The sequence below is a fragment of the Bosea sp. BIWAKO-01 genome (genome assembly GCF_001748145.1).
Lineage (GTDB): Bacteria > Pseudomonadota > Alphaproteobacteria > Rhizobiales > Beijerinckiaceae > Allobosea.
This window is the reverse complement of record NZ_BCQA01000001.1, coordinates 2,153,753-2,171,979: the sequence shown is the minus strand read 5'-3', so window position 1 is coordinate 2,171,979 and position 18,227 is coordinate 2,153,753. Positions and strand designations below refer to the sequence as shown.

Annotated in this window: 20 protein-coding genes and 1 pseudogene; 10 read left to right on the top strand and 11 right to left on the bottom strand. The window is 65.8% G+C overall.

Annotated features, from left to right (window positions below; genetic code table 11):
- Positions 1-122 precede the first annotated feature (122 nt).
- The 10 genes from miaB to hslV form a co-directional block, all read right to left on the bottom strand.
- Positions 123-1,478 (bottom strand): tRNA (N6-isopentenyl adenosine(37)-C2)-methylthiotransferase MiaB, encoded by a 1,356-nt coding sequence (gene miaB / locus BIWAKO_RS09925; RefSeq protein ID WP_069882328.1) that lies wholly within the window; start codon positions 1,476-1,478, stop codon positions 123-125.
- A 115-nt stretch (positions 1,479-1,593) separates the two neighbouring features.
- The gene (locus BIWAKO_RS09920; protein WP_069878563.1) at positions 1,594-2,400 is read right to left on the bottom strand and encodes a lysophospholipid acyltransferase family protein; all 807 of its coding nucleotides are present in this window, start codon (positions 2,398-2,400) and stop codon (positions 1,594-1,596) included.
- Between the two features lie 85 nt (positions 2,401-2,485).
- On the bottom strand, positions 2,486-2,983 hold the full coding sequence (locus tag BIWAKO_RS09915; protein ID WP_069878562.1) for a GNAT family N-acetyltransferase: 498 nt from the start codon (positions 2,981-2,983) through the stop codon (positions 2,486-2,488).
- Positions 2,984-3,035: 52 nt separating this feature from the next.
- The gene (tsaB, locus tag BIWAKO_RS09910) at positions 3,036-3,719 is read right to left on the bottom strand and encodes a tRNA (adenosine(37)-N6)-threonylcarbamoyltransferase complex dimerization subunit type 1 TsaB (protein ID WP_069878561.1); all 684 of its coding nucleotides are present in this window, start codon (positions 3,717-3,719) and stop codon (positions 3,036-3,038) included.
- Positions 3,720-3,782: 63 nt separating this feature from the next.
- Positions 3,783-4,343: a NifU family protein gene (locus tag BIWAKO_RS09905; RefSeq protein WP_069878560.1), complete on the bottom strand. Its 561-nt coding sequence runs from the start codon at positions 4,341-4,343 to the stop codon at positions 3,783-3,785.
- Positions 4,344-4,438: 95 nt separating this feature from the next.
- On the bottom strand, positions 4,439-4,933 hold the full coding sequence (locus BIWAKO_RS09900) for a universal stress protein (RefSeq protein WP_069878559.1): 495 nt from the start codon (positions 4,931-4,933) through the stop codon (positions 4,439-4,441).
- A gap of 74 nt (positions 4,934-5,007) precedes the next feature.
- Complete coding sequence (trpS, locus tag BIWAKO_RS09895; RefSeq protein ID WP_069882327.1) at positions 5,008-6,057, bottom strand: tryptophan--tRNA ligase; 1,050 nt, start codon at positions 6,055-6,057, stop codon at positions 5,008-5,010.
- Positions 6,058-6,084: 27 nt separating this feature from the next.
- The gene (gene murJ, locus BIWAKO_RS09890; protein WP_074471528.1) at positions 6,085-7,677 is read right to left on the bottom strand and encodes a murein biosynthesis integral membrane protein MurJ; all 1,593 of its coding nucleotides are present in this window, start codon (positions 7,675-7,677) and stop codon (positions 6,085-6,087) included.
- Entirely contained in the window at positions 7,674-8,981 is a 1,308-nt protein-coding gene (hslU, locus tag BIWAKO_RS09885; RefSeq protein WP_069878558.1) for an ATP-dependent protease ATPase subunit HslU, read from the bottom strand. Before hslU ends, murJ begins: the two co-directional genes overlap by 4 nt.
- Before the next feature lie 29 nt (positions 8,982-9,010).
- On the bottom strand, positions 9,011-9,580 hold the full coding sequence (gene hslV / locus BIWAKO_RS09880; RefSeq protein ID WP_069878557.1) for an ATP-dependent protease subunit HslV: 570 nt from the start codon (positions 9,578-9,580) through the stop codon (positions 9,011-9,013).
- A 244-nt stretch (positions 9,581-9,824) separates the two neighbouring features.
- On the opposite strand from hslV, the gene hisB reads away from it, so the two are divergent.
- The 10 genes and pseudogenes from hisB to BIWAKO_RS09830 all read left to right on the top strand — a co-directional run bounded on the left by hisB (position 9,825) and on the right by BIWAKO_RS09830 (position 16,830).
- Positions 9,825-10,412: an imidazoleglycerol-phosphate dehydratase HisB gene (gene hisB / locus BIWAKO_RS09875; RefSeq protein WP_069878556.1), complete on the top strand. Its 588-nt coding sequence runs from the start codon at positions 9,825-9,827 to the stop codon at positions 10,410-10,412.
- 11 nt (positions 10,413-10,423) lie between these two features.
- Positions 10,424-10,711: pseudogene (locus tag BIWAKO_RS37310) on the top strand (DUF2628 domain-containing protein); the annotation flags it as partial.
- Positions 10,712-10,908: 197 nt separating this feature from the next.
- Positions 10,909-11,565 (top strand): imidazole glycerol phosphate synthase subunit HisH, encoded by a 657-nt coding sequence (gene hisH / locus BIWAKO_RS09865; protein WP_069878554.1) that lies wholly within the window; start codon positions 10,909-10,911, stop codon positions 11,563-11,565.
- Entirely contained in the window at positions 11,553-12,308 is a 756-nt protein-coding gene (hisA, locus tag BIWAKO_RS09860; RefSeq protein WP_069878553.1) for a 1-(5-phosphoribosyl)-5-[(5-phosphoribosylamino)methylideneamino]imidazole-4-carboxamide isomerase, read from the top strand. The genes hisH and hisA overlap by 13 nt, the downstream gene beginning before the upstream one ends.
- Complete coding sequence (gene hisF / locus BIWAKO_RS09855; RefSeq protein ID WP_069878552.1) at positions 12,305-13,069, top strand: imidazole glycerol phosphate synthase subunit HisF; 765 nt, start codon at positions 12,305-12,307, stop codon at positions 13,067-13,069. The genes hisA and hisF overlap by 4 nt, the downstream gene beginning before the upstream one ends.
- Positions 13,070-13,072: 3 nt before the next feature.
- A complete protein-coding gene (locus BIWAKO_RS09850; protein WP_069878551.1) occupies positions 13,073-13,393 on the top strand; it encodes a phosphoribosyl-ATP diphosphatase in 321 nt (106 codons plus the stop codon).
- 109 nt (positions 13,394-13,502) lie between these two features.
- On the top strand, positions 13,503-14,477 hold the full coding sequence (gene coaA, locus BIWAKO_RS09845) for a type I pantothenate kinase (protein ID WP_069882325.1): 975 nt from the start codon (positions 13,503-13,505) through the stop codon (positions 14,475-14,477).
- A gap of 9 nt (positions 14,478-14,486) precedes the next feature.
- On the top strand, positions 14,487-14,933 hold the full coding sequence (locus BIWAKO_RS09840; protein ID WP_069878550.1) for a YqaA family protein: 447 nt from the start codon (positions 14,487-14,489) through the stop codon (positions 14,931-14,933).
- 127 nt (positions 14,934-15,060) lie between these two features.
- The gene (locus BIWAKO_RS09835; RefSeq protein WP_069878549.1) at positions 15,061-15,411 is read left to right on the top strand and encodes a RidA family protein; all 351 of its coding nucleotides are present in this window, start codon (positions 15,061-15,063) and stop codon (positions 15,409-15,411) included.
- A 66-nt stretch (positions 15,412-15,477) separates the two neighbouring features.
- Positions 15,478-16,830 (top strand): hypothetical protein, encoded by a 1,353-nt coding sequence (locus BIWAKO_RS09830; RefSeq protein ID WP_069878548.1) that lies wholly within the window; start codon positions 15,478-15,480, stop codon positions 16,828-16,830.
- A gap of 18 nt (positions 16,831-16,848) precedes the next feature.
- Here the strand turns inward: BIWAKO_RS09830 and BIWAKO_RS09825 are convergent, their stop codons facing one another.
- Positions 16,849-18,000 (bottom strand): aminotransferase, encoded by a 1,152-nt coding sequence (locus tag BIWAKO_RS09825; RefSeq protein ID WP_069878547.1) that lies wholly within the window; start codon positions 17,998-18,000, stop codon positions 16,849-16,851.
- Positions 18,001-18,227 lie beyond the last annotated feature (227 nt).

Sequence of the window (18,227 nt, the reverse complement as noted above, 5' to 3'; positions counted from 1 at the left end):
GCGTGCCCGGCCGAACAGGGGCGTGAGGCCGGGTAGTCCTTCGGCATATCCGGACGCGTCGATCTCATCCTGATGACAGGCATTGAGAGCTGGCTCGAAAGCTGGGCCTGGCGATCTGGCGCTCACGCGGCGAGCTCCTCTGGCCCGGCCTCGCGGCCGAACAGCGAATTGGAGCCAGCCCGTTCGATCAGCACCTTCACCATGTCGCCGATCTGATTCGCCTTGGTGTCGATCTGCACAGCCTGAAGGTATGGCGATTTCCCTGCAAGCTGTCCGGGGTGACGTCCGGCACGTTCCAACAGGACATCCACGGTGCGGCCGACCATGGCGTGGTTGAAGGCCTGCCGGTGATGCTCGACGCGCTCCTGCAGGCGCTGCAGCCGTTCGCTCATCTCGTCCGGGGCGATCTGGTGGTCCAGCTCGGCCGCGGGCGTGCCCGGACGGGGCGAGTATTTGAACGTGTAGCTCGAAGCGAAGCCGATATCCTCGACCAGCCGCAGCGTCTCGGCGAAATCCGCCTCGGTCTCGCCGGGGAAGCCGACGATGAAGTCGGAGGACAACGCGATATCGGGCCGTGCCTTGCGCACGCGCTCGATCAGCAGGCGATACTCGTCTGCCGTGTGCTTGCGATTCATGGCTGCCAGGATGCGGTCCGAGCCCGCCTGCACCGGCAGGTGCAGGAACGGCATGACCTGCGGCAGGTCGCGATGGGCGGCGATCAAATCGTCATCCATGTCGCGCGGGTGGCTCGTCGTATAGCGAATACGGGCAATGCCTGCGACCTCGGCGACGCGGTGCATCAGCCGCGCCAGGCCCCAGATCTGCCCGTCGGGGCCTTCGCCATGATAGGCATTGACGTTCTGGCCGATCAGCGTGACGTCGCGCACGCCGGCATCCGCCAGCCGCTCGATTTCGCTCACGAGCGCCGTGACCGGCCGCGAGAATTCGGCGCCCCGCGTATAAGGGACGACGCAGAAGGCGCAGAACTTGTCGCAGCCTTCCTGGATGGTGACGAAAGCCGAGATGCCGCGGCCCCGGATGGCCGCAGGTTTCGGCGCGGGCAGAAAGCCAAACTTGTCGTCGATGGGCAGGTCCGTGTCGACGACGCGCTTGCGCTTCGCCTCCGCCAGCAGCTCCGGCAGCCGGTGATAGGCTTGCGGGCCGACGACGAGGTCCACGGCAGGCTGCCGGCGCTGGATTTCCGCGCCTTCAGCCTGGGCGACGCAGCCGGCGACGACGATTCTCGTCTCCTGGCCGGCGGCGTTCTGGCCGTTCTTCAGGTCGCGCAGCTTGCCGAGCTCGGTATAGACCTTTTGCACCGCGCGGTCGCGGATATGACAGGTGTTGAGCAGGATGAGGTCCGCGCCTTCCGGCGCCGCCGTTTCCTCGTAGCCTTGCGCGGCCAGGATGTCGGCCATGCGCTGCCCGTCATAGACGTTCATCTGGCAGCCGAAGGACTTGATGTGGACTTTCTTCATCGTTTCGGATCGGGTCTCCAAACCGTCTCCTTACTCTGGATCGCGCGCCGTGAAAATGAGCTCGCGCTATGCGTCCTTCACAAAGCAACATCCGCGCCAATACGCGTAATGACCTTCACGAGACGGGCCGCCCGGTCACCGCCTCGCGACGCGCGCGGCGGATCGCCTGCTCCGCCCGCCGGGTCGCGACCTTCCGCGAAATCTCGTGGCCCATGCGGATCGGCTCGCCCCAAGCGAGCTCAACATCGATCGCACCGGAATTGAGCATGGCTTTAAGATGGGGTGCGAGCTCCGTATCGCCATACCACGCCAGCGAAGAACGCTCGACGCGTCCGCCCGCCATCCCGTGAAAGCCGGTATAGGTGATCGAAAGCGGATAGACGGTGATGTCGCCGTTATTGTCGTTGCGGCCGAGCGCTTCGTGAACGGCACCGAGCAGGGAAGACCGCAGCGGCAATGTTCTTGTGCCGTCGCCCGTGGTGCCTTCGGCAAAGAGCACCACCGCCTGCCCGTCGGAAATTCGCTTGCCCATCTCGGCGGTGATGCCGGCCGTTGCGGTCTTGCGCGTTCGGTCGATGAACAGCGTGCGCTGCACCGCAGCCAGGAAGCCGATCACCGGCCAGGTCGCAACCTCGGCCTTGGCAACAAAGGAAAGCGGCTGCGCGGCACCGATCACCGGAATGTCGAGCCAGGAGACATGGTTCGCGACGATCAGGCCGCCTGCGCCCTTCGGCGGCGGGGTACCGCGGACATGACGCCGGACGCCGAGGCAGGTGCAGGCGAGCCGATGAAACCACAGCGGCACGGTCCAGCCATGCCGTGGCCCAAGGCGCAATGCGACGAGCTGCACCGGAACAAGCGCGGCAGTGCCGAGACCGAGCAGGATGAGCCGCAGGATCGCGCCGGGGCGTAGACCGTTCATGCGGGGCTTGGCTCCCGTCGCGCAGATCGCGAAAGTGTGAAGGACAGAAATCCGGTGCGCTTCATGGACGACGTGGCTGCCGCTGTCACGCGAGATCGAGTCGCATGGTGACGGCGGTGGCGCGCGTGCCGTCGGCCTTGGGATAGTAGCCCTTGCGCCGCCCGACCTCACGAAAGCCGAAATGCCGGTAGAGCCGGTCGGCAGCGGCGTTGCCGTCTTCCACCTCGAGATAGACATGGGCGACGCCCATGCCGCCAAGTTGGCTGAGATGGGCCGAGAGCAATGCGCGACCGAGGCCGCTGCCGCGCTGCCGGGGCGAGACGACGATGCTCAGGATCTCGGCCTCGTCCACAGCCCGCCTCGACATCACGAAGCCGGCGGGATTGGGCTCGTTGCCGGCGAACACGCCGTCGGCGACAACGGCACTGTCCACCAGAAGCCCCGCGCATTCTCCGGGCTCCCAGCCGCGGGCAAAACCGCCGAGATGATGAAGTGCCGCAACATGGCGTGCGTGCCGCACGTCGAGGCGCGCTGTCCGCGCCGGCGCAGCGTGAGGGTGCAGAAGTTTACGCAGCCAATCCATGCCGCTTGATCGCATGTTCACGGGAGCCGGCAAAACGTCGAAATGAACGCCGTCAGCGCCGCGGCAAGCGGGCGCGGTCCTGCGGTGTCGTCTCCGGCTCCTTGAGGTAGAGCGGGCGCGGCGGCGCGGCGGCAGGATCGGCGAGAAGCCCGAGTCGGGCGACCCAGGTCACATCCGGAGCCTTGGCGTCGTCGATGACCAGCGCGTCGAGCCCGATCGCCCAAGCCTCATTCGCAACGGCAAGCGCGGAGGAGCCGACGAGACTCACCGGGCCGGCACCGATCGCCCGTGCAGCGTCCCGATAATTGGCCTGCCGTATCGAAACGAGCTGCTTGCCCTGCGAGCTCAGCGCCTGGAACCAGACCTGGCCGTGCTTGGCGTCGAGAGCGGCGGCGATGACGCGGCCCGACTCCTTTCCGATGAGCGGCGCGGCGGTTGCCGCCAGCGTGGTCACGCCGACGGCGGGGATTCCCGCAGCCAGCGCGATGGCGCGTGCGGCGCTGATTCCGACGCGCAGGCCGGTGTAGCTGCCCGGCCCGATGGTCACGGCAACGCGGTCAAGCGAGGAGAACCCGCCGTCGACGGCGTTCATCACCCGCTCGATCAGCGGCATCAACGCCTCGGCATGTCCGCGATCCATCGCAACCTGTTCGCGTGCGAGGGGCGTGGTTTCGCCCATGTCGAGGACACAGGCGGAACAGGCGCCAAGCGCGGTGTCGATGGCGAGAATGCGCATCAGGTCACGATCCTGAGGAATGCAGAACGGCGTTCGGACGAGATCATGCCCAGGCGAAGGATATCAGACGGCCTCGACTTCGCGCACATCCGGAAGGAAGTGGCGCAGCAGATTCTGGATGCCGTGCTTCAGCGTTGCGGTCGAGGACGGGCAGCCCGAGCAGGAACCCTTCATCGCGAGGTAGACGACGCCGTCCTTGAAACCGCGGAAGGTGATGTCTCCGCCATCGCCGGCGACCGCCGGGCGGATGCGCGTCTCCAGCAGGTCCTTGATCGTCTCGACGGTGGCCGCGTCCTCCGGTGCGAAGAATTCGCCTTCGTCCGTGACATCGGCCTTCGAGCCGTCCGAGAGGACCGGCGCGCCCGACATGAAGTGCTCCATGATCGCGCCGAGGATCGCGGGCTTGAGATGCGGCCATTCGCCGCCCGACTTGGTGACCGTGATGAAGTCGGAACCGAGGAAGACGCCGGAGACGCCGTTGACGGCGAAGAGACGCAAGGCCAGCGGCGAACGGTCGGCCTGCTCGGCGTCGCGCAGCTCCAGGGTGCCGTCCGGCATGACGGTGCGCCCAGGCAGGAATTTCAATGTCGCCGGGTTCGGCGTGGCTTCAGTCTGGATGAACATGGTGGCCTCCGGTGCCGGCGGGTCAAGGCCGCCGTTCCTGAGCCCGATATAGGCGCGTTGCTGGAATCATTCCAGCGCCAACCCGGCCTTGCGGCTCAGGCCAGCGCGTCGATCTCCTCGTCCTCGAGATGGCCGGGCACGATTGCGACCGGGATCGGGAAGGTACCGGCCGATTTGCCGGCAAGCGCGCTGACCAGCGGGCCTGGACCGTCGCGCCCGGTGCCGGCGGCGAGCACCAGCAGCGAGATATCCTCGTCGGCCTCGATCAGTTTGACGAGTTCGTCCGACTTCACGCCCGTGCGGACAACCTTCTCGGGCTCGAGCCCGGCGAGCGCGCGCACGGTTGCAGCCGCATCGTCCAGCAGCCGTTCGGCCTCCGCTTCCGCCTCGGCCTGCATCACCTCACCGACACCCAGCCAGGTCTCGTGCTCGGGCGGTGTGATGACGCCGAGCAGCACGATCGAAGCGCCGATGCGCGCGCAACGCCGCGCGGCGAAGCGCACGGCCTTGGCGCATTCTTCGCTATCGTCGACCACTGCGAGGAATTTCGGGCGATGGCCCGTTTCATAGGACCGCCGTCGCGTCACCATCGATTCAAACCTGCCGCCGCTTCGGGAGAGGTCATGGTGGCCTGCGCCGCAACGTCAGCGCAAGCCCACCTGCGTCACCGGGCGCGGACGAAGCCGACCACGTCCTTGACGTCGCGCATGATCGGGGCGGCAATCTCTGCTGCGCGCTCGGCGCCCTGTCCGAGAATACCGTCGATATGGGAGGGATCAGCGAGCAGGCGGCGCATTTCGCCCGCGATCGGCGCCAGCTTGGCCACGGCGAGGTCGACAAGCGCGGCCTTGAAGGCCGAAAACTGTCCGCCGCCAAACTGTCCGAGCACCTGCGCCCTGCTTTCTCCGCTCAAGCCGGCATAGATGCCGACGAGGTTCTCGGCCTCGGGCCGGCCTTCAAGGCCCTTCTCCTCGGATGGCAAGGCCTCGGGATCGGTCTTCGCCTTGCGGACCTTCTGCGCGATGGTTTCGGCGTCATCGGTCAGGTTGATTCGGGAATAGTCGGATGCGTCCGACTTGGACATCTTCTTGGTGCCGTCGCGCAGGCTCATCACGCGCGGCGCCGGGCCCTGGATCATCGGCTCGGGCTGCGGGAAGAAGCCGAGTTCGCCGGTGCCGAGGCCGCGAGCGGCGATCTGCTCAGCGAAGTCATTGTTGAACTTCTGCGCGATATCGCGCGCCAGTTCGAGATGCTGCTTCTGGTCCTCGCCGACCGGCACATGCGTCGCCTTGTAGAGCAGGATGTCGGCCGCCATCAGATTCGGATAGGCGTAGAGCCCGACCGAGGCGTTCTCACGGTCCTTGCCGGCCTTTTCCTTGAACTGGGTCATGCGATTGAGCCAGCCGAGGCGGGCGACGCAGTTGAACACCCAGGCGAGTTCGGCGTGCTGCGCGACCTGGCTCTGGTTGAAGATGATGCTCTTCTTCGGGTCGACGCCGGCGGCGAGATAGGCCGCTGTGACCTCGCGGATGGCACGCGTCAGCTCGGCAGGGTCCTGCCAGACGGTGATGGCGTGCATGTCGACCACGCAATAGACGCAGTCATAGCTCTCCTGCATCGCGACCCAGTTCGTGAGTGCGCCGAGATAATTGCCGAGGTGAAGCGTCGAGGTCGGCTGCATGCCGGAAAAGACGCGTTGGGGAAATTCGGCCATCAGGCGCTCCATTGTCGCGAGCGGGTATCAGGAACGCGGCGTTCTGGCGGAAGCGCGGGCAAGGCGCAAGTGCGGCAGGCCGAAAGCACCGAAGAGGACACCGGCAAGGCCATAGGCCGCGAGGCCGCCGAGGCAAAGCGCGGCCAGGGACGCAACGCGCAAGAGCAGGGCCTCGCCAGGGGCGAGCCAGGTCGTCAGCGCCGGCAGAAGCAGGAGGAGCGCGCCCAGCATGACGGCGCTGGCGCCCAGGATGGCGATGATCGGCCGCAGGCTTGCAAGGCTCGGCTGCCACAGGCCCTGGCGCCGCAGATGGAGCGACAGCAGAACAGCCTGGGCAACAAAGGCAAGGCTTGCCGCGAGGGCGGCGACGGTCGCGGCATCCTTGCCGGGCGCAGCGCCATAGCCGGAGAAAACGGCCACCAAGACAGCGGCTAGTCCAGCAAGCAGCGGGATACGTGGCATGCGCCGGACGAAATAGACCTGACCGAAGACCTTAGCCATCACCGCGAACGGAAGACCGAGCGCGAAAGCTGCCAGGGCTCCCGCGGTGCGCGCCCGATCTTCGGCGCCGAAACGGCCGTGCTCGAACAGCACCGAAACGATCGGCTCGGCCAGCGCGGCCAATGCGACGGCCGCCGGAACGGCCAGCGCCAGCCCCAGCGCCAGCGCACGACCGAGCATGGCATCGTCCCGCGCACTCTCATGGCTGGCCATTTCGGAGAGCACGACGGTGCCCATCGCGACCCCGACGAAACCGAGCGGCAGCTGGAAGATGCGGTCGGCGTAATAGAGCGCCGCGACCGCTCCGCCTTCTGTCGAGGCGATCTGCATCGCAACCAGCAGGACGAGTTGTGCGCTCGATGCCGCGAGCAGGGTCGCTCCGCCTGTGCGCACGAGGCGGCTCATGTCAGGCGACCAGCGCAGGCTGAGGCGCGGCAGCCCGATCTTGCGCAATCGGAACAGGATCAGGCCGAGATGGGCGAACCCCGTCAGGCTGACGAAAATGGCGAGCAAGCTGGCGCTCACCATGGTTTCCGCGCCGCGCGAGAGCTGGACAAGCAGCACACCGAGCAGAATGGCGTTCATCAACGCCGGCGCGAGAGCCGCCGTCGTGAACCGGCGCTCGGCGTTGAGCAGCGCAGCCAGCAACGCGGCGAGCGTCGTCAGCAGCAGGAAAGGCAGCATCAACTGGGTATAATGGCTGGCCAGTGCAAGCGTCTCGGGCTCGTTCGCAAAGCCGCCGGCGAGCCCCAGCACCAGCCAGGGCGTGAACATTTCGCCGAATGCGATCAGCACCAGCAGCAGCAGGCCGAGATGCGCCGTGGCTTCTCCGGCGAAGCCACGAGCCGCCGCTTCGCCGCGCGAAGCCTTGATATCGAGATAGAGCGGCACGAAGGGCGCGTTCAGCCCGCCTTCGCCGAGCACGCGCCGGACGAGATTGGGCAGGCGCAAGGCTGCCAGGAAGGCATCCGCGACCGGGCCGGCACCGAGCAGGCGCGCGATCAGCACATCTCTGGCGAAGCCGAGCAGGCGCGACAGCACCGTGGCAGCGCCGACCACCGCCGAATCGCGCGCAAGGCGCGACCCGGCAGGACTCGGCTCCGCCGGTGGCTGCGTCACAGGATGAACCGGCTCAGATCCGCATTTTTGGCGAGGTCGCCGATCCGCGCTTCGACATAGGGCGCGTCGATCGTGACGGTCTCGCCCGAGCGGTCTGTGGCCGTGAATGAAATCTCGTCGAGAATCCGTTCGATCACGGTCTGGAGCCGCCGCGCGCCAATATTCTCGACGGTGGAGTTTACCGCTACCGCAATGCGGGCAATGGCGTCGATGGCGTCCGGGGTGAAGTCGACGGTAACCTCCTCGGTCGCCATCAGCGCGACCGTCTGCTTGATCAGGCTCGCCTCGGTCTCGGTCAGGATGCGCTTGAAATCCTCGACATCGAGCGGCTGCAATTCGACGCGGATCGGCAGGCGTCCCTGCAGCTCGGGCAGCAGGTCGGACGGGCGCGAGACATGGAAGGCACCCGACGCGATGAACAGGATGTGGTCGCTCTTCACCGGCCCGTGCTTGGTGGCAACCGTGGTGCCCTCGATCAGCGGCAGCAGGTCGCGCTGCACGCCTTCACGCGAGACATCTGCGCCGGCTCGGCCCTCGCGGGCACAGATCTTGTCGATCTCGTCGAGGAAGACGATGCCGTTATTCTCCACCTCGCGGATGGCATCCTGGACGATCGCGTCCTGGTCGATCAGCTTGTCGCTCTCCTCGGCGATCAGCGGGCCATAGGCATCCTTGACGAGGATGCGCCGCGGCTTGCCCTTTTGGCCGAAAGCCTTGCCGAACATGTCGCCGAGCGAGATCGCGCCGATCGAGGCGCCGGGCATTCCGGGGAGCTCGAACATCGGGGTCGAGCCGGCGCCGGAGGCGATCTCGACCTCGATCTCCTTTTCGTCGAGTTCGTTCGCGCGCAGCTTGCGACGGAAGGAATCGCGGGTCGCCGGGCTGGCCGTCGACCCCACCAACGCGTCGAGCACGCGCTCCTCGGCTGCAAGATGCGCCTTGGCCTGGACATCCTTGCGCCGGGCCTCGCGGACGAGGCTGATGCCGATCTCGACAAGATCTCGAATGATCGATTCGACGTCGCGGCCGACATAGCCGACCTCGGTGAACTTGGTCGCCTCGACCTTGAGGAAGGGCGCATTGGCGAGGCGCGCCAGCCGGCGCGCGATTTCGGTCTTGCCGCAGCCGGTCGGCCCGATCATCAGGATGTTCTTGGGCGCGACCTCTTCGCGCAGCGGCCCCTCGAGCTGCTGACGGCGCCAACGATTGCGCAATGCGATGGCGACGGCGCGCTTGGCATCCTTCTGGCCGACAATGAAGCGGTCCAGCTCTGAGACGATCTCGCGGGGGGAAAAAGAGGTCATGGATACTTCCGATTGGGCGTCAGCGGACATCAGGCGATGTCGAGGCTCTCGATGACGAGGCTGTGGTTGGTGTAGACGCAGATGTCTCCGGCGATTTTCATCGCTTTGCGCACGATCGTCTCGGCGTCGGGCTCGACATCGACCAGTGCGCGCGCCGCTGCCAGGGCGAAATTGCCGCCGGAGCCGATGGCCATCACCGAACCATGTTCGCCCGCTTCCGGCTCCAGCACGTCGCCCGTGCCGGAGATCAGCAGGCTGACCTCCTTGTCGGCGACCAGCAGCATCGCTTCCAGCCGGCGCAGATAGCGGTCGGTGCGCCAATCCTTGGCAAGCTCGACGCAGGCACGCAGCAACTGCGTCGGGTATTGCTCGAGCTTGGTCTCCAGCCGTTCGAACAGGGTGAAAGCATCGGCCGTTGCGCCCGCGAAGCCGGCGATCACCGCGCCCTTGGCGAGGCGGCGCACCTTCTTGGCGTTGCCCTTCATGATGGTCGGGCCGAGCGAGACCTGCCCATCGCCGCCGATCACCACGCGCCCGCCCTTGCGCACCATCAGGATGGTGGTGGCGTGCATCACGGGGGGCTTGTTGTCGTTATCCATCAGAGCGTCTTCCAGTGTTTCCGGCCGTCCGCCAGATGTAGGGCTTTTCCGGCGCTGCACAATCGGCCGGGTGGCGTGAGCGTCAACGCGCTGCTAGAGCATGTGCCGCAAAAGTGGGATGCACTTTTGCGACGAGAACATGCTCCAGCAGCCACTTTGGCGCGAATTCTTGTCGCTCGGCTGATTTCAGTCGAGGGGAAAGCGCGCTAAAGCACCGGCCAGCAAGGTCACAAGGGCTTTTCAAATGCGTTCGGGCGAAGTGAAGCGCCGCACCAATGAAACCGATATCTCGGTCAAGCTCTCGCTCGACGGTACGGGCAAGGCCGAGATCGCGACAGGCGTCGGCTTCTTCGACCATATGCTCGATCTCTTTGCCCGCCATTCGCTGATCGATCTTGCGGTCACGGTGAAGGGCGACACCCATATCGATGATCACCACTCGGTCGAGGACGCTGGCATCGCGCTCGGCGAGGCGCTGAAGCAGGCGCTCGGCGACAAGAAGGGCATCCGCCGCTATGCAGACGTGCATCTGCCGATGGACGAGACGCTGACCCGCGTCGCCGTCGACGTGTCCGGCCGGCCGTTCCTGGTGTTCCGCACGAGCTTCAAGGCCGAGAAGATCGGCACGTTCGATACCGAGCTGGTGCGCGAGTTCTTCCAGGCGTTTGCGATCAATGCGGGCCTGACCCTGCATGTCGAAACACTCTACGGCGACAACGCTCATCATATTGCCGAGAGCTGTTTCAAGGGGTTGGCGCGGGCGCTGCGTCACGCGCTCGAGGTCGATCCGCGCGAAGGCGGCCGGGTGCCGTCCACCAAGGGCGCGCTATAAGGGGCCATGACATGGCGTTCTATACGGTCCTGATTCCGCCGCCCGGCTCCGGCAGCGAGCGCGACGATATCGAGCAGGCGCGGCTCCTGCCTGAGACCTTCGCCTGGGCAGCCTTCCTCTTCACGGGCTTCTGGCTGCTGTCGAAGCGGCTCTGGCTGGCGACGCTCGTCTTCGCGCTGGTCTGGACCGCCGTGTTCTACGCGCAGCGCGATCTTGGGTTCGCCAGCGGCGCGGCGCTGCTGACGCAATTCGCCGTCGGGCTCTTCCTCGGGCTCGAAGGCCGGAACCTGATTGCGCGCAAGCTGCTGCGGAAAGGCTGGCGCCTGGCCGATGTGATCGAGGCTCCCGATCTCGCGAGCGCCGAACGACGCTATTTCGAGCGGGCACTCGAAAGCCGGCCCGCGCCGGCTGCACGCGAAGCCGCGCCGGTCCCTCCGCGTTTCCAGTCCTCAAGCGCCGTTCCGGTGATCGGACTCTTTCCTGAGGCGCAAGGCCGATGACCCAGTCCGTCGCCATCATCGATTACGGATCCGGCAATCTGCACTCGGCCGCCAAGGCGTTCGAGCGCGCGGCAGCCGAGTCCGGCATTGCGTCGACCATTCGCGTCACGAGTGATCCGGCGGTCGTGCGTGCGGCCGATCGCATCGTTCTGCCGGGTGTCGGCGCCTTCGCCGATTGTCGCCGCGGGCTCGATGCCGTCGCCGGCATGGTCGAGGTCCTCGAGGAGGTCGTCCGTGGCAAGCAGCGCCCCTTTCTTGGCATCTGCGTCGGCATGCAGCTCCTCGCAAGCCGAGGGCTCGAATACACGGTGACGGACGGCCTCGGCTGGATTCCAGGCGATGTCGCCCTGATCAGGCCGACCGACGAGAGTCTCAAGATCCCGCATATGGGCTGGAACAATCTGCATGCGCAGGACGAGCATCCGTTGCTCGCCGGCATCGAGACCGGTCCGGGCGGCCTGCATGCCTATTTCGTGCATTCCTACGCGCTGACGCCGGAGCGGGCCGAGGACGTGCTGGCGCTCACGGAGTATGGCGGCCCCGTCACCGCCATGGTGGCGCGCGGAAACATCGCTGGCACGCAATTCCACCCTGAGAAAAGCCAGAAGCTCGGACTGAAGCTGATTACCAATTTCTTGGGATGGACACCGTGATTCTGTTCCCTGCCATCGATCTCAAGGACGGTCGCTGCGTTCGCCTGAAGCAGGGCGACATGGCCCAGGCGACCGTCTTCAACGACGATCCGGCCGCGCAAGCCGCGGAATTCGAGGCGCAGGGCTTCGAATGGCTCCATGTCGTCGATCTCGACGGCGCCTTTGCCGGTAAGCCGATGAATGCGGGAGCTGTCGAGGCTATCCTCGGACGGGTTGCGTTTCCGGTGCAGCTCGGCGGCGGCATTCGCGACATCGCGACCGTCGAGGGCTGGCTCGCCAAGGGCGTGCGCCGCGTCATCATCGGCACGGCCGCCGTGCGGGATCCGGCTTTCGTGCGCGAGGCGGCGAAGGCCTTTCCGGGCCAGGTCGCAGTCGGCATCGATGCGCGCGACGGCTTCGTCGCGGTCGAGGGCTGGGCCGAAACCTCTTCGCTTGCCGCCGTGGATCTTGGCCGCCGCTTCGAGGACGCAGGCGTCGCTGCGATCATCTACACCGACATTGCGCGCGACGGCATGCTTCAGGGCATCAACTGGGACGGCACGATCGCGCTCGCCGGGGCGTTGACCATTCCGGTGATCGCGTCGGGCGGGCTCGCCTCGATGGCCGATATCGAGCGCCTCTGTGCCCCCGATGCCGCCATCCTGGAAGGCGCGATCACGGGCCGCGCGCTCTATGACGGGCGCATCGATCCGGCCGCAGCGCTGGCGCGGATCGCTCAGGCCGACAAGGGGCAAGCGGCATGAGCCTGAAAACCCGCATCATTCCCTGCCTCGACGTCAAGGACGGCCGTGTCGTCAAGGGCGTGAAATTCGTCGATCTCGTCGATGCCGGTGATCCGGTCGAGGCCGCCAAGGCCTATGACGCAGCCGGCGCGGACGAACTCTGCTTCCTCGACATCACGGCGAGCCATGAGGATCGCGGCATCCTGTTCGATGTGGTGACGCGTACGGCAGAAGCCTGTTTCATGCCGCTCACCGTGGGCGGCGGCGTCCGCTCGGTCGACGATATCCGCAGGCTGCTCTTGGCCGGGGCCGACAAGGTCGCGATCATGACGGCGGCCGTGCAGCGGCGCGCCTTCGTCAAGGAAGCGGCGGAAAAGTTCGGCGACCAGTGCATCGTCGTCGCGATCGACGCCAAGAAAGTCGCGCCGGAGCGCTGGGAGATCTTCACTCATGGCGGCCGCAATGCGACCGGGATCGATGCAGTCGCCTATGCCCGCGAGGTCGTCTCGCTCGGCGCCGGCGAGCTGCTGCTGACCTCGATGGACCGCGACGGCACCGGGGCAGGCTTCGATCTCGACCTGACCAGCAGGATCGCCGATGCGGTTTCCGTGCCTGTCATCGCGTCGGGCGGTGTCGGCACGCTCGACCATCTCGTCGATGGCGTGCGGGAGGGCCATGCCAGCGCCGTGCTGGCGGCCTCGATCTTCCATTTCGGTACTTTCACCATTCCCCAGGCCAAAGCCCATATGGCGGCGGCAGGGCTGGCGATGCGGCTGGATTGAGCGATGAGCGGCTTTACACTCTCCGATCTCGAAAAGATCGTCGCCGAGCGGGGAAGGGCCTCGCCCGAAGAGTCCTGGACCGCCAAGCTCCTGGCTGCAGGGCCGGAACGCGCGGCCAAGAAGCTCGGCGAAGAAGCTGTCGAAACCGTGATTGCAGCTGTGCAAGGCGACAAGCAGGCTTTGATCGCCGAAAGTGCCGATTTGCTCTATCATCTCTTGGTCGTGCTTTCGTCGCGCGATGTTGCATTGCAAGATGTGTTGAGCCAGCTTGAGGCCCGTACCGCCCGATCCGGTCTAGCTGAGAAGGCGGCGAGGAAACCTTGAGCCATGTTGTCGAAGGCCGGACCCGGCTTTCGGAAGGCAGCATGCTCAGAGTCCAGTCGAGGATGTCCGAGCCTTGAATCTCGAAGTCTGGAATGCGGATCGCGGCAGCATGGACCAACGTCTGATCCCGGCCGCGGCCGATCCCGATCTGGTTTCACCCTATCGGACCTTCACGCGGGACGAATGGGCGCATCTGCGCGCCGATACGCCGCTGACGCTCTCGGTCGACGACCTGACCAAGCTGCAATCGATCAATGATCCGATCTCGCTGGACGAGATCGTCGCGATCTACCTGCCGCTATCGCGGCTGCTGTCGCTTTACGTCGCCGCCACGCAAGGCCTGTTCAAGGCGACGCAGCGCTTTCTGCTGGCGGAAGCCGAGGTCAAGGTGCCCTATATCATCGGGGTCGCCGGCTCGGTCGCGGTCGGCAAGTCGACCACGGCGCGCGTGTTGAAGGCGCTGCTCTCGCGTTGGCCGAACACGCCCAAGGTCGAGCTCGTCACCACGGACGGCTTCCTGCTGCCCAATGCCGAACTCGAGCGGCGCGGTTTGATGCAGCGCAAGGGTTTTCCGGAAAGCTATGACAGCTCCGCGATCCTGCGTTTCCTCTCCGATGTGAAGGCAGGCAGGCCTGCGGTCCTGGCGCCGGTCTATTCGCACCTTGTCTACGACGTCGTTCCCGGTGAGCAGGTCACCGTCGAGCGGCCCGATATCCTGATCCTCGAAGGTCTCAACGTCCTGCAGCCTAGCCGGATGCCGAGGGACGGCAAGGTCATCCCATTCGTTTCCGACTATTTCGACTTCTCCGTCTATCTCGACGCGCACGAGGACGACCTGCACCGCTGGTACGTCAACCGCTTCATGACGTTGCGCCAGACCGCATTCCGCGATCCGCGCTCCTTCTTCCGCAAATATGCGGAGATCGGTGAGGAGGAGGCCTTGTCGATCGCCGAGAGTCTATGGACCGGGATCAACATGCCGAACCTGCAGGAGAACATCCTGCCGACTCGCCAGCGCGCCAGCCTGATCCTGACCAAGGGCGCGAGTCATCGCATCCAGCAGGTCGCCCTGCGCCGCCTCTGAGAAACCGCCATGGAGGCTTTGTCCGCCCTCGCGGTCATGGCGGGCGCCGCCTTCGTCGCCGCCTCGATCCTGCCGGCGCAGTCGGAGGCCGTCTTTGTCGGCCTGCTCGCGGCAAGGAGTGCCGAGCCGCTGGCGCTGTTCGTGGTCGCGAGCCTCGCGAACACTGCGGGCTCGATCCTCAATTGGTGGATCGGCCGGCTGATCACGCAAGGCGGGCTGGAGCGATTGCCGGCCAGGCTGCGCCCGGACCCTGCGAAGCTCGGCCGTGCCCAGGCCTGGTTCGGCCGTTTTGGCTGGCCGTCCTTGCTTCTTGCCTGGCTGCCGATCGTCGGAGACCCGCTGACCGTCGTCGCCGGAACGATGAATTACCCGCTCGGCCGTTTCACGCTGCTCGTGTTCATCGGCAAGGCGGCGCGCTACGCTGCGCTCTGGGCAGGCTGGGTAGCCGCATCATAGTCATGGGCTCAGGCGGGACGCGTACCGGCTTCATGCGGGAAAGCTGCTTCAGCTTTTTGGCTGTAGAGATTTGCGTGCGCGGATATCTCGGGCTACCAGCAAGCCCCTTACTTCAGGAGATCTGATCATGAGCATCCAGCGCATCGGTATCGGCCCCCGCATGTCCAAGGCCGTCGTGCATGGCAACACCGTCTATCTTGCCGGTCAGGTCGCCGATAAGGCTGCCGGCAAGAGCGTTGCCGAGCAAACCGCCGACATCCTCGGCATCATCGACGGCCTCCTGGCCGAAGCCGGCACCGACAAGACCAAGCTGCTGATGGTCAATATCTGGCTCTCCGACATGTCGACCTTCGCTGAGATGAACGGCGTCTGGGACAAGTGGGTCGTCGCCGGCCAGACTCCGGGCCGCGCCACCGTCGAGGCCAAGCTTGCCGCGCCTCAGTTCACGGTCGAGATCGCGGTCATCGCCGCGAAGTGAGGCACCAGGGCTGATCCGGAACGGGAGGATGCCATCAGCGGGCCAGAGGAGATCGCGCCGCTCCTAGTGCGCGTCACCGTGCGCTACGGCCTGCCGGCAGTGGCGCTGCCGGCCATGGTCGCCGATTGGCTGCGCCGACCCGGCGCAACGCTTCCCGAGGAAGCGCTGCTCGACCGCAAGGCGCAGGATTTCCTCGCAGTGGCAGGTCGACTCGGCGATCCTCTTGGCGACGAGTCGACTTGGCATTTGCGAAGCGAGGCGGCGGCAGCGCTTGCCGCCGGCCGCTTCGTCGATGCGGACAGGGCTCTGGCGCAGGCCGAGCTCCATGTGATCGGCGGCTCGACCGACCTCTCGGCGCTGACGGTCGCGCAACGGCTCACGGCCGGCGGGAATCGCACCGACCGGGCGGCAATCAGCTTTCTGCGCATGACGTCGGAGGCCTATCGGGAGGCCGCTAACCGCTATGGCGAAGCGTCTGCGCTCATCGGTCTGGCCGATCTCGATCGCAGTCGGGACCTGGCTCTCGCCCAGGCAAAAGCGCTGGCGCGGATCAGCGAAGATTTCGGTGGGCGAGACGGCTATGACGCGGCGACTGGCTTGCTGCGCCGTTTGCTCGAGGGGCTCGATAGCCTCGAGGATACGGTCGCCTTTGCCGGGGTCCAGGACGCTTTCGCTGCGGTGCTCGAGAGCCTCGCGGAGATGTCCGGCGATGGCAAACTGCGCGCCGAGGCGCTCGGCCGTTGCCGGGCGGCATTAGAGGACCTCCGCCGGGATGAAGCGCCGACCCTCTGGCATGGATTGAAGGTCCGCTTTGGCCGACTTGCCTCGATGCTGGGTGAGGCCAGCGCGGACGACGATCTGCTGGAGGAAGCGGTTGCAGCGTTCGCCGATGTCCTTGCTCGCTGGGATCGGAGTCGCGACGAGGCGCGTTGGCTCGAGGCCGAGCACCTGATTTCTCGTGCACGCGCCGAGCTCGGTTCGCGCCGGAAGGACCTCGCCCTGCTCGAGCGGGCTTTCAACGGCTTCAACAGGGTTGCCAAGACCATCGACCGGGCGCGGGAGCCTCTGCGCTGGGCCGAGTTGCAGCATCAGATGGGTGGGGTGCTAGCGGCCATGGGCGAGCGTTATAGCGAGCCTCTCGTGCTCGAAGAGGCCCTCGCCTTGTTCTCTGTCGCGCTCGAGGAGCGCCGGCGCGAGACAGTACCCTCCCTTTGGGCGGCAACCACGGCCAGTCACGGACAGGCTTCCCTGCAGCTCGCCGAACGCCGCCGTGATCGCGGCCTGGCCGAGCAGTCCCTCGCGCAGATCATGTCTGCGATCGAAGCCTTGCGTGCCAGTGGACTCGCCGCGAGCGCCAAGCGCCTCGAGGCGCCGTTGATCAAGGCCGGCATCCTCGTTGAGGCACTGCGGAAGAGCTGAGAGCGGGGCTTCCGCAGCTCAGGCCGCTTTCCTCCAGGCCGCGAGCCGCTCCAGCGCCGCATCGAGCGTCGCGTCATGTTTGGCAAAGCAGAAGCGCACGACGGTCTTGACTGCACCCTCCGCATAGAAGGCGCTGACCGGGATCGCGGCGACGCCGTTCTCGGTGACAAGTCTCTGACAGAACGCGATGTCGTCGGTCTCGCCGAGTGGCGCGATGTCGACATTGAGGAAGTAGGTGCCGACGCTTGGTAGCACGCTGAAGCCGAGACCCTGCAACCCGTTGGCGAAGCGATCGCGCGAGCGTTGGAAATCGGCGCGCATCCCGTCGAAATAGGAATCATCCTTGCCGAGCCCATAGGCGACTGCGGCCTGCAGGTTCGGCGGGGTGGTAAACGTGATGTATTGATGCGCCTTGGCGAGCACGCGCATCAGATTGGGCGCCGCCATCACCATCCCGACCTTCCACCCGGTCAGCGAGAAGATCTTCCCGGCCGACGAGATCTTCACCGTGCGCTCGCGCATGCCCGGTCGCGCCATCAGCGGTACATGCCTGCGATCGTCGAAGACGACATGCTCCCAGACCTCGTCACAGATCGCGACGGCGTCATGTCGGATGCAGAAATCGGCCAGCAGATCGAGATCGGCAGCGCTGAAGATCGTCGCGGTCGGATTCAGCGGGTTGTTGAACAGCACGACCCGGGTCTTTGGTGAAAAGGCCTTGGCCAGCGCCTCTTCGCTCAGGCCGAAGGCTGGCGGAGTCAGGGTCACGAATTTCGGGATACCGCCCGCCCGACGGACCAGCGGCACGTAGGCGTCGTACATCGGCTCGAACAGCACGACCTCGTCGCCGGGCGTGATCAGCGCCATCAGGGCGCCGGCGATCGCCTCGGTTGCCCCCGAGGTGACCATCACCTCGCTGTCCGGTTCGAGGTCGAGGCCCTGCCAGTGCCTGTAATGCGTGGCACAGGCCTGACGCAGCTCAGGCAGGCCCATCATCGGGGGGTACTGGTTCCAGCCATTGATCACCGCCTCGGCGGCCTTTCGCCGCACATCCTCGGGGCCCGGATCATCGGGAAAGCCCTGGCCGAGATTCACGGCACCGGTTTCGCGCGCGAGCCGCGACATCACTTCGAAGACGCTGGTCTGAAGGGCGGAGAAGATCGGATTCATCGCAATCTTGTCGGGTTTGGGTGCCAGAGAGCTTCGGCCTGTACCATGTCCCGCTGCCGTGCGCACCGGCCCAACCACGGTCTCATGCTCCTGACAGAATATGGAATGATGAATGTTGACATTCATCAGCGGTCAATGCTTATCTCGGTTTTGCCGGTTCACGACGGGCGCCCGCGGTTTCTTCGCCCCTTTGGAGCTGCGGGATATTGGCGTGAACCGGTGACCCT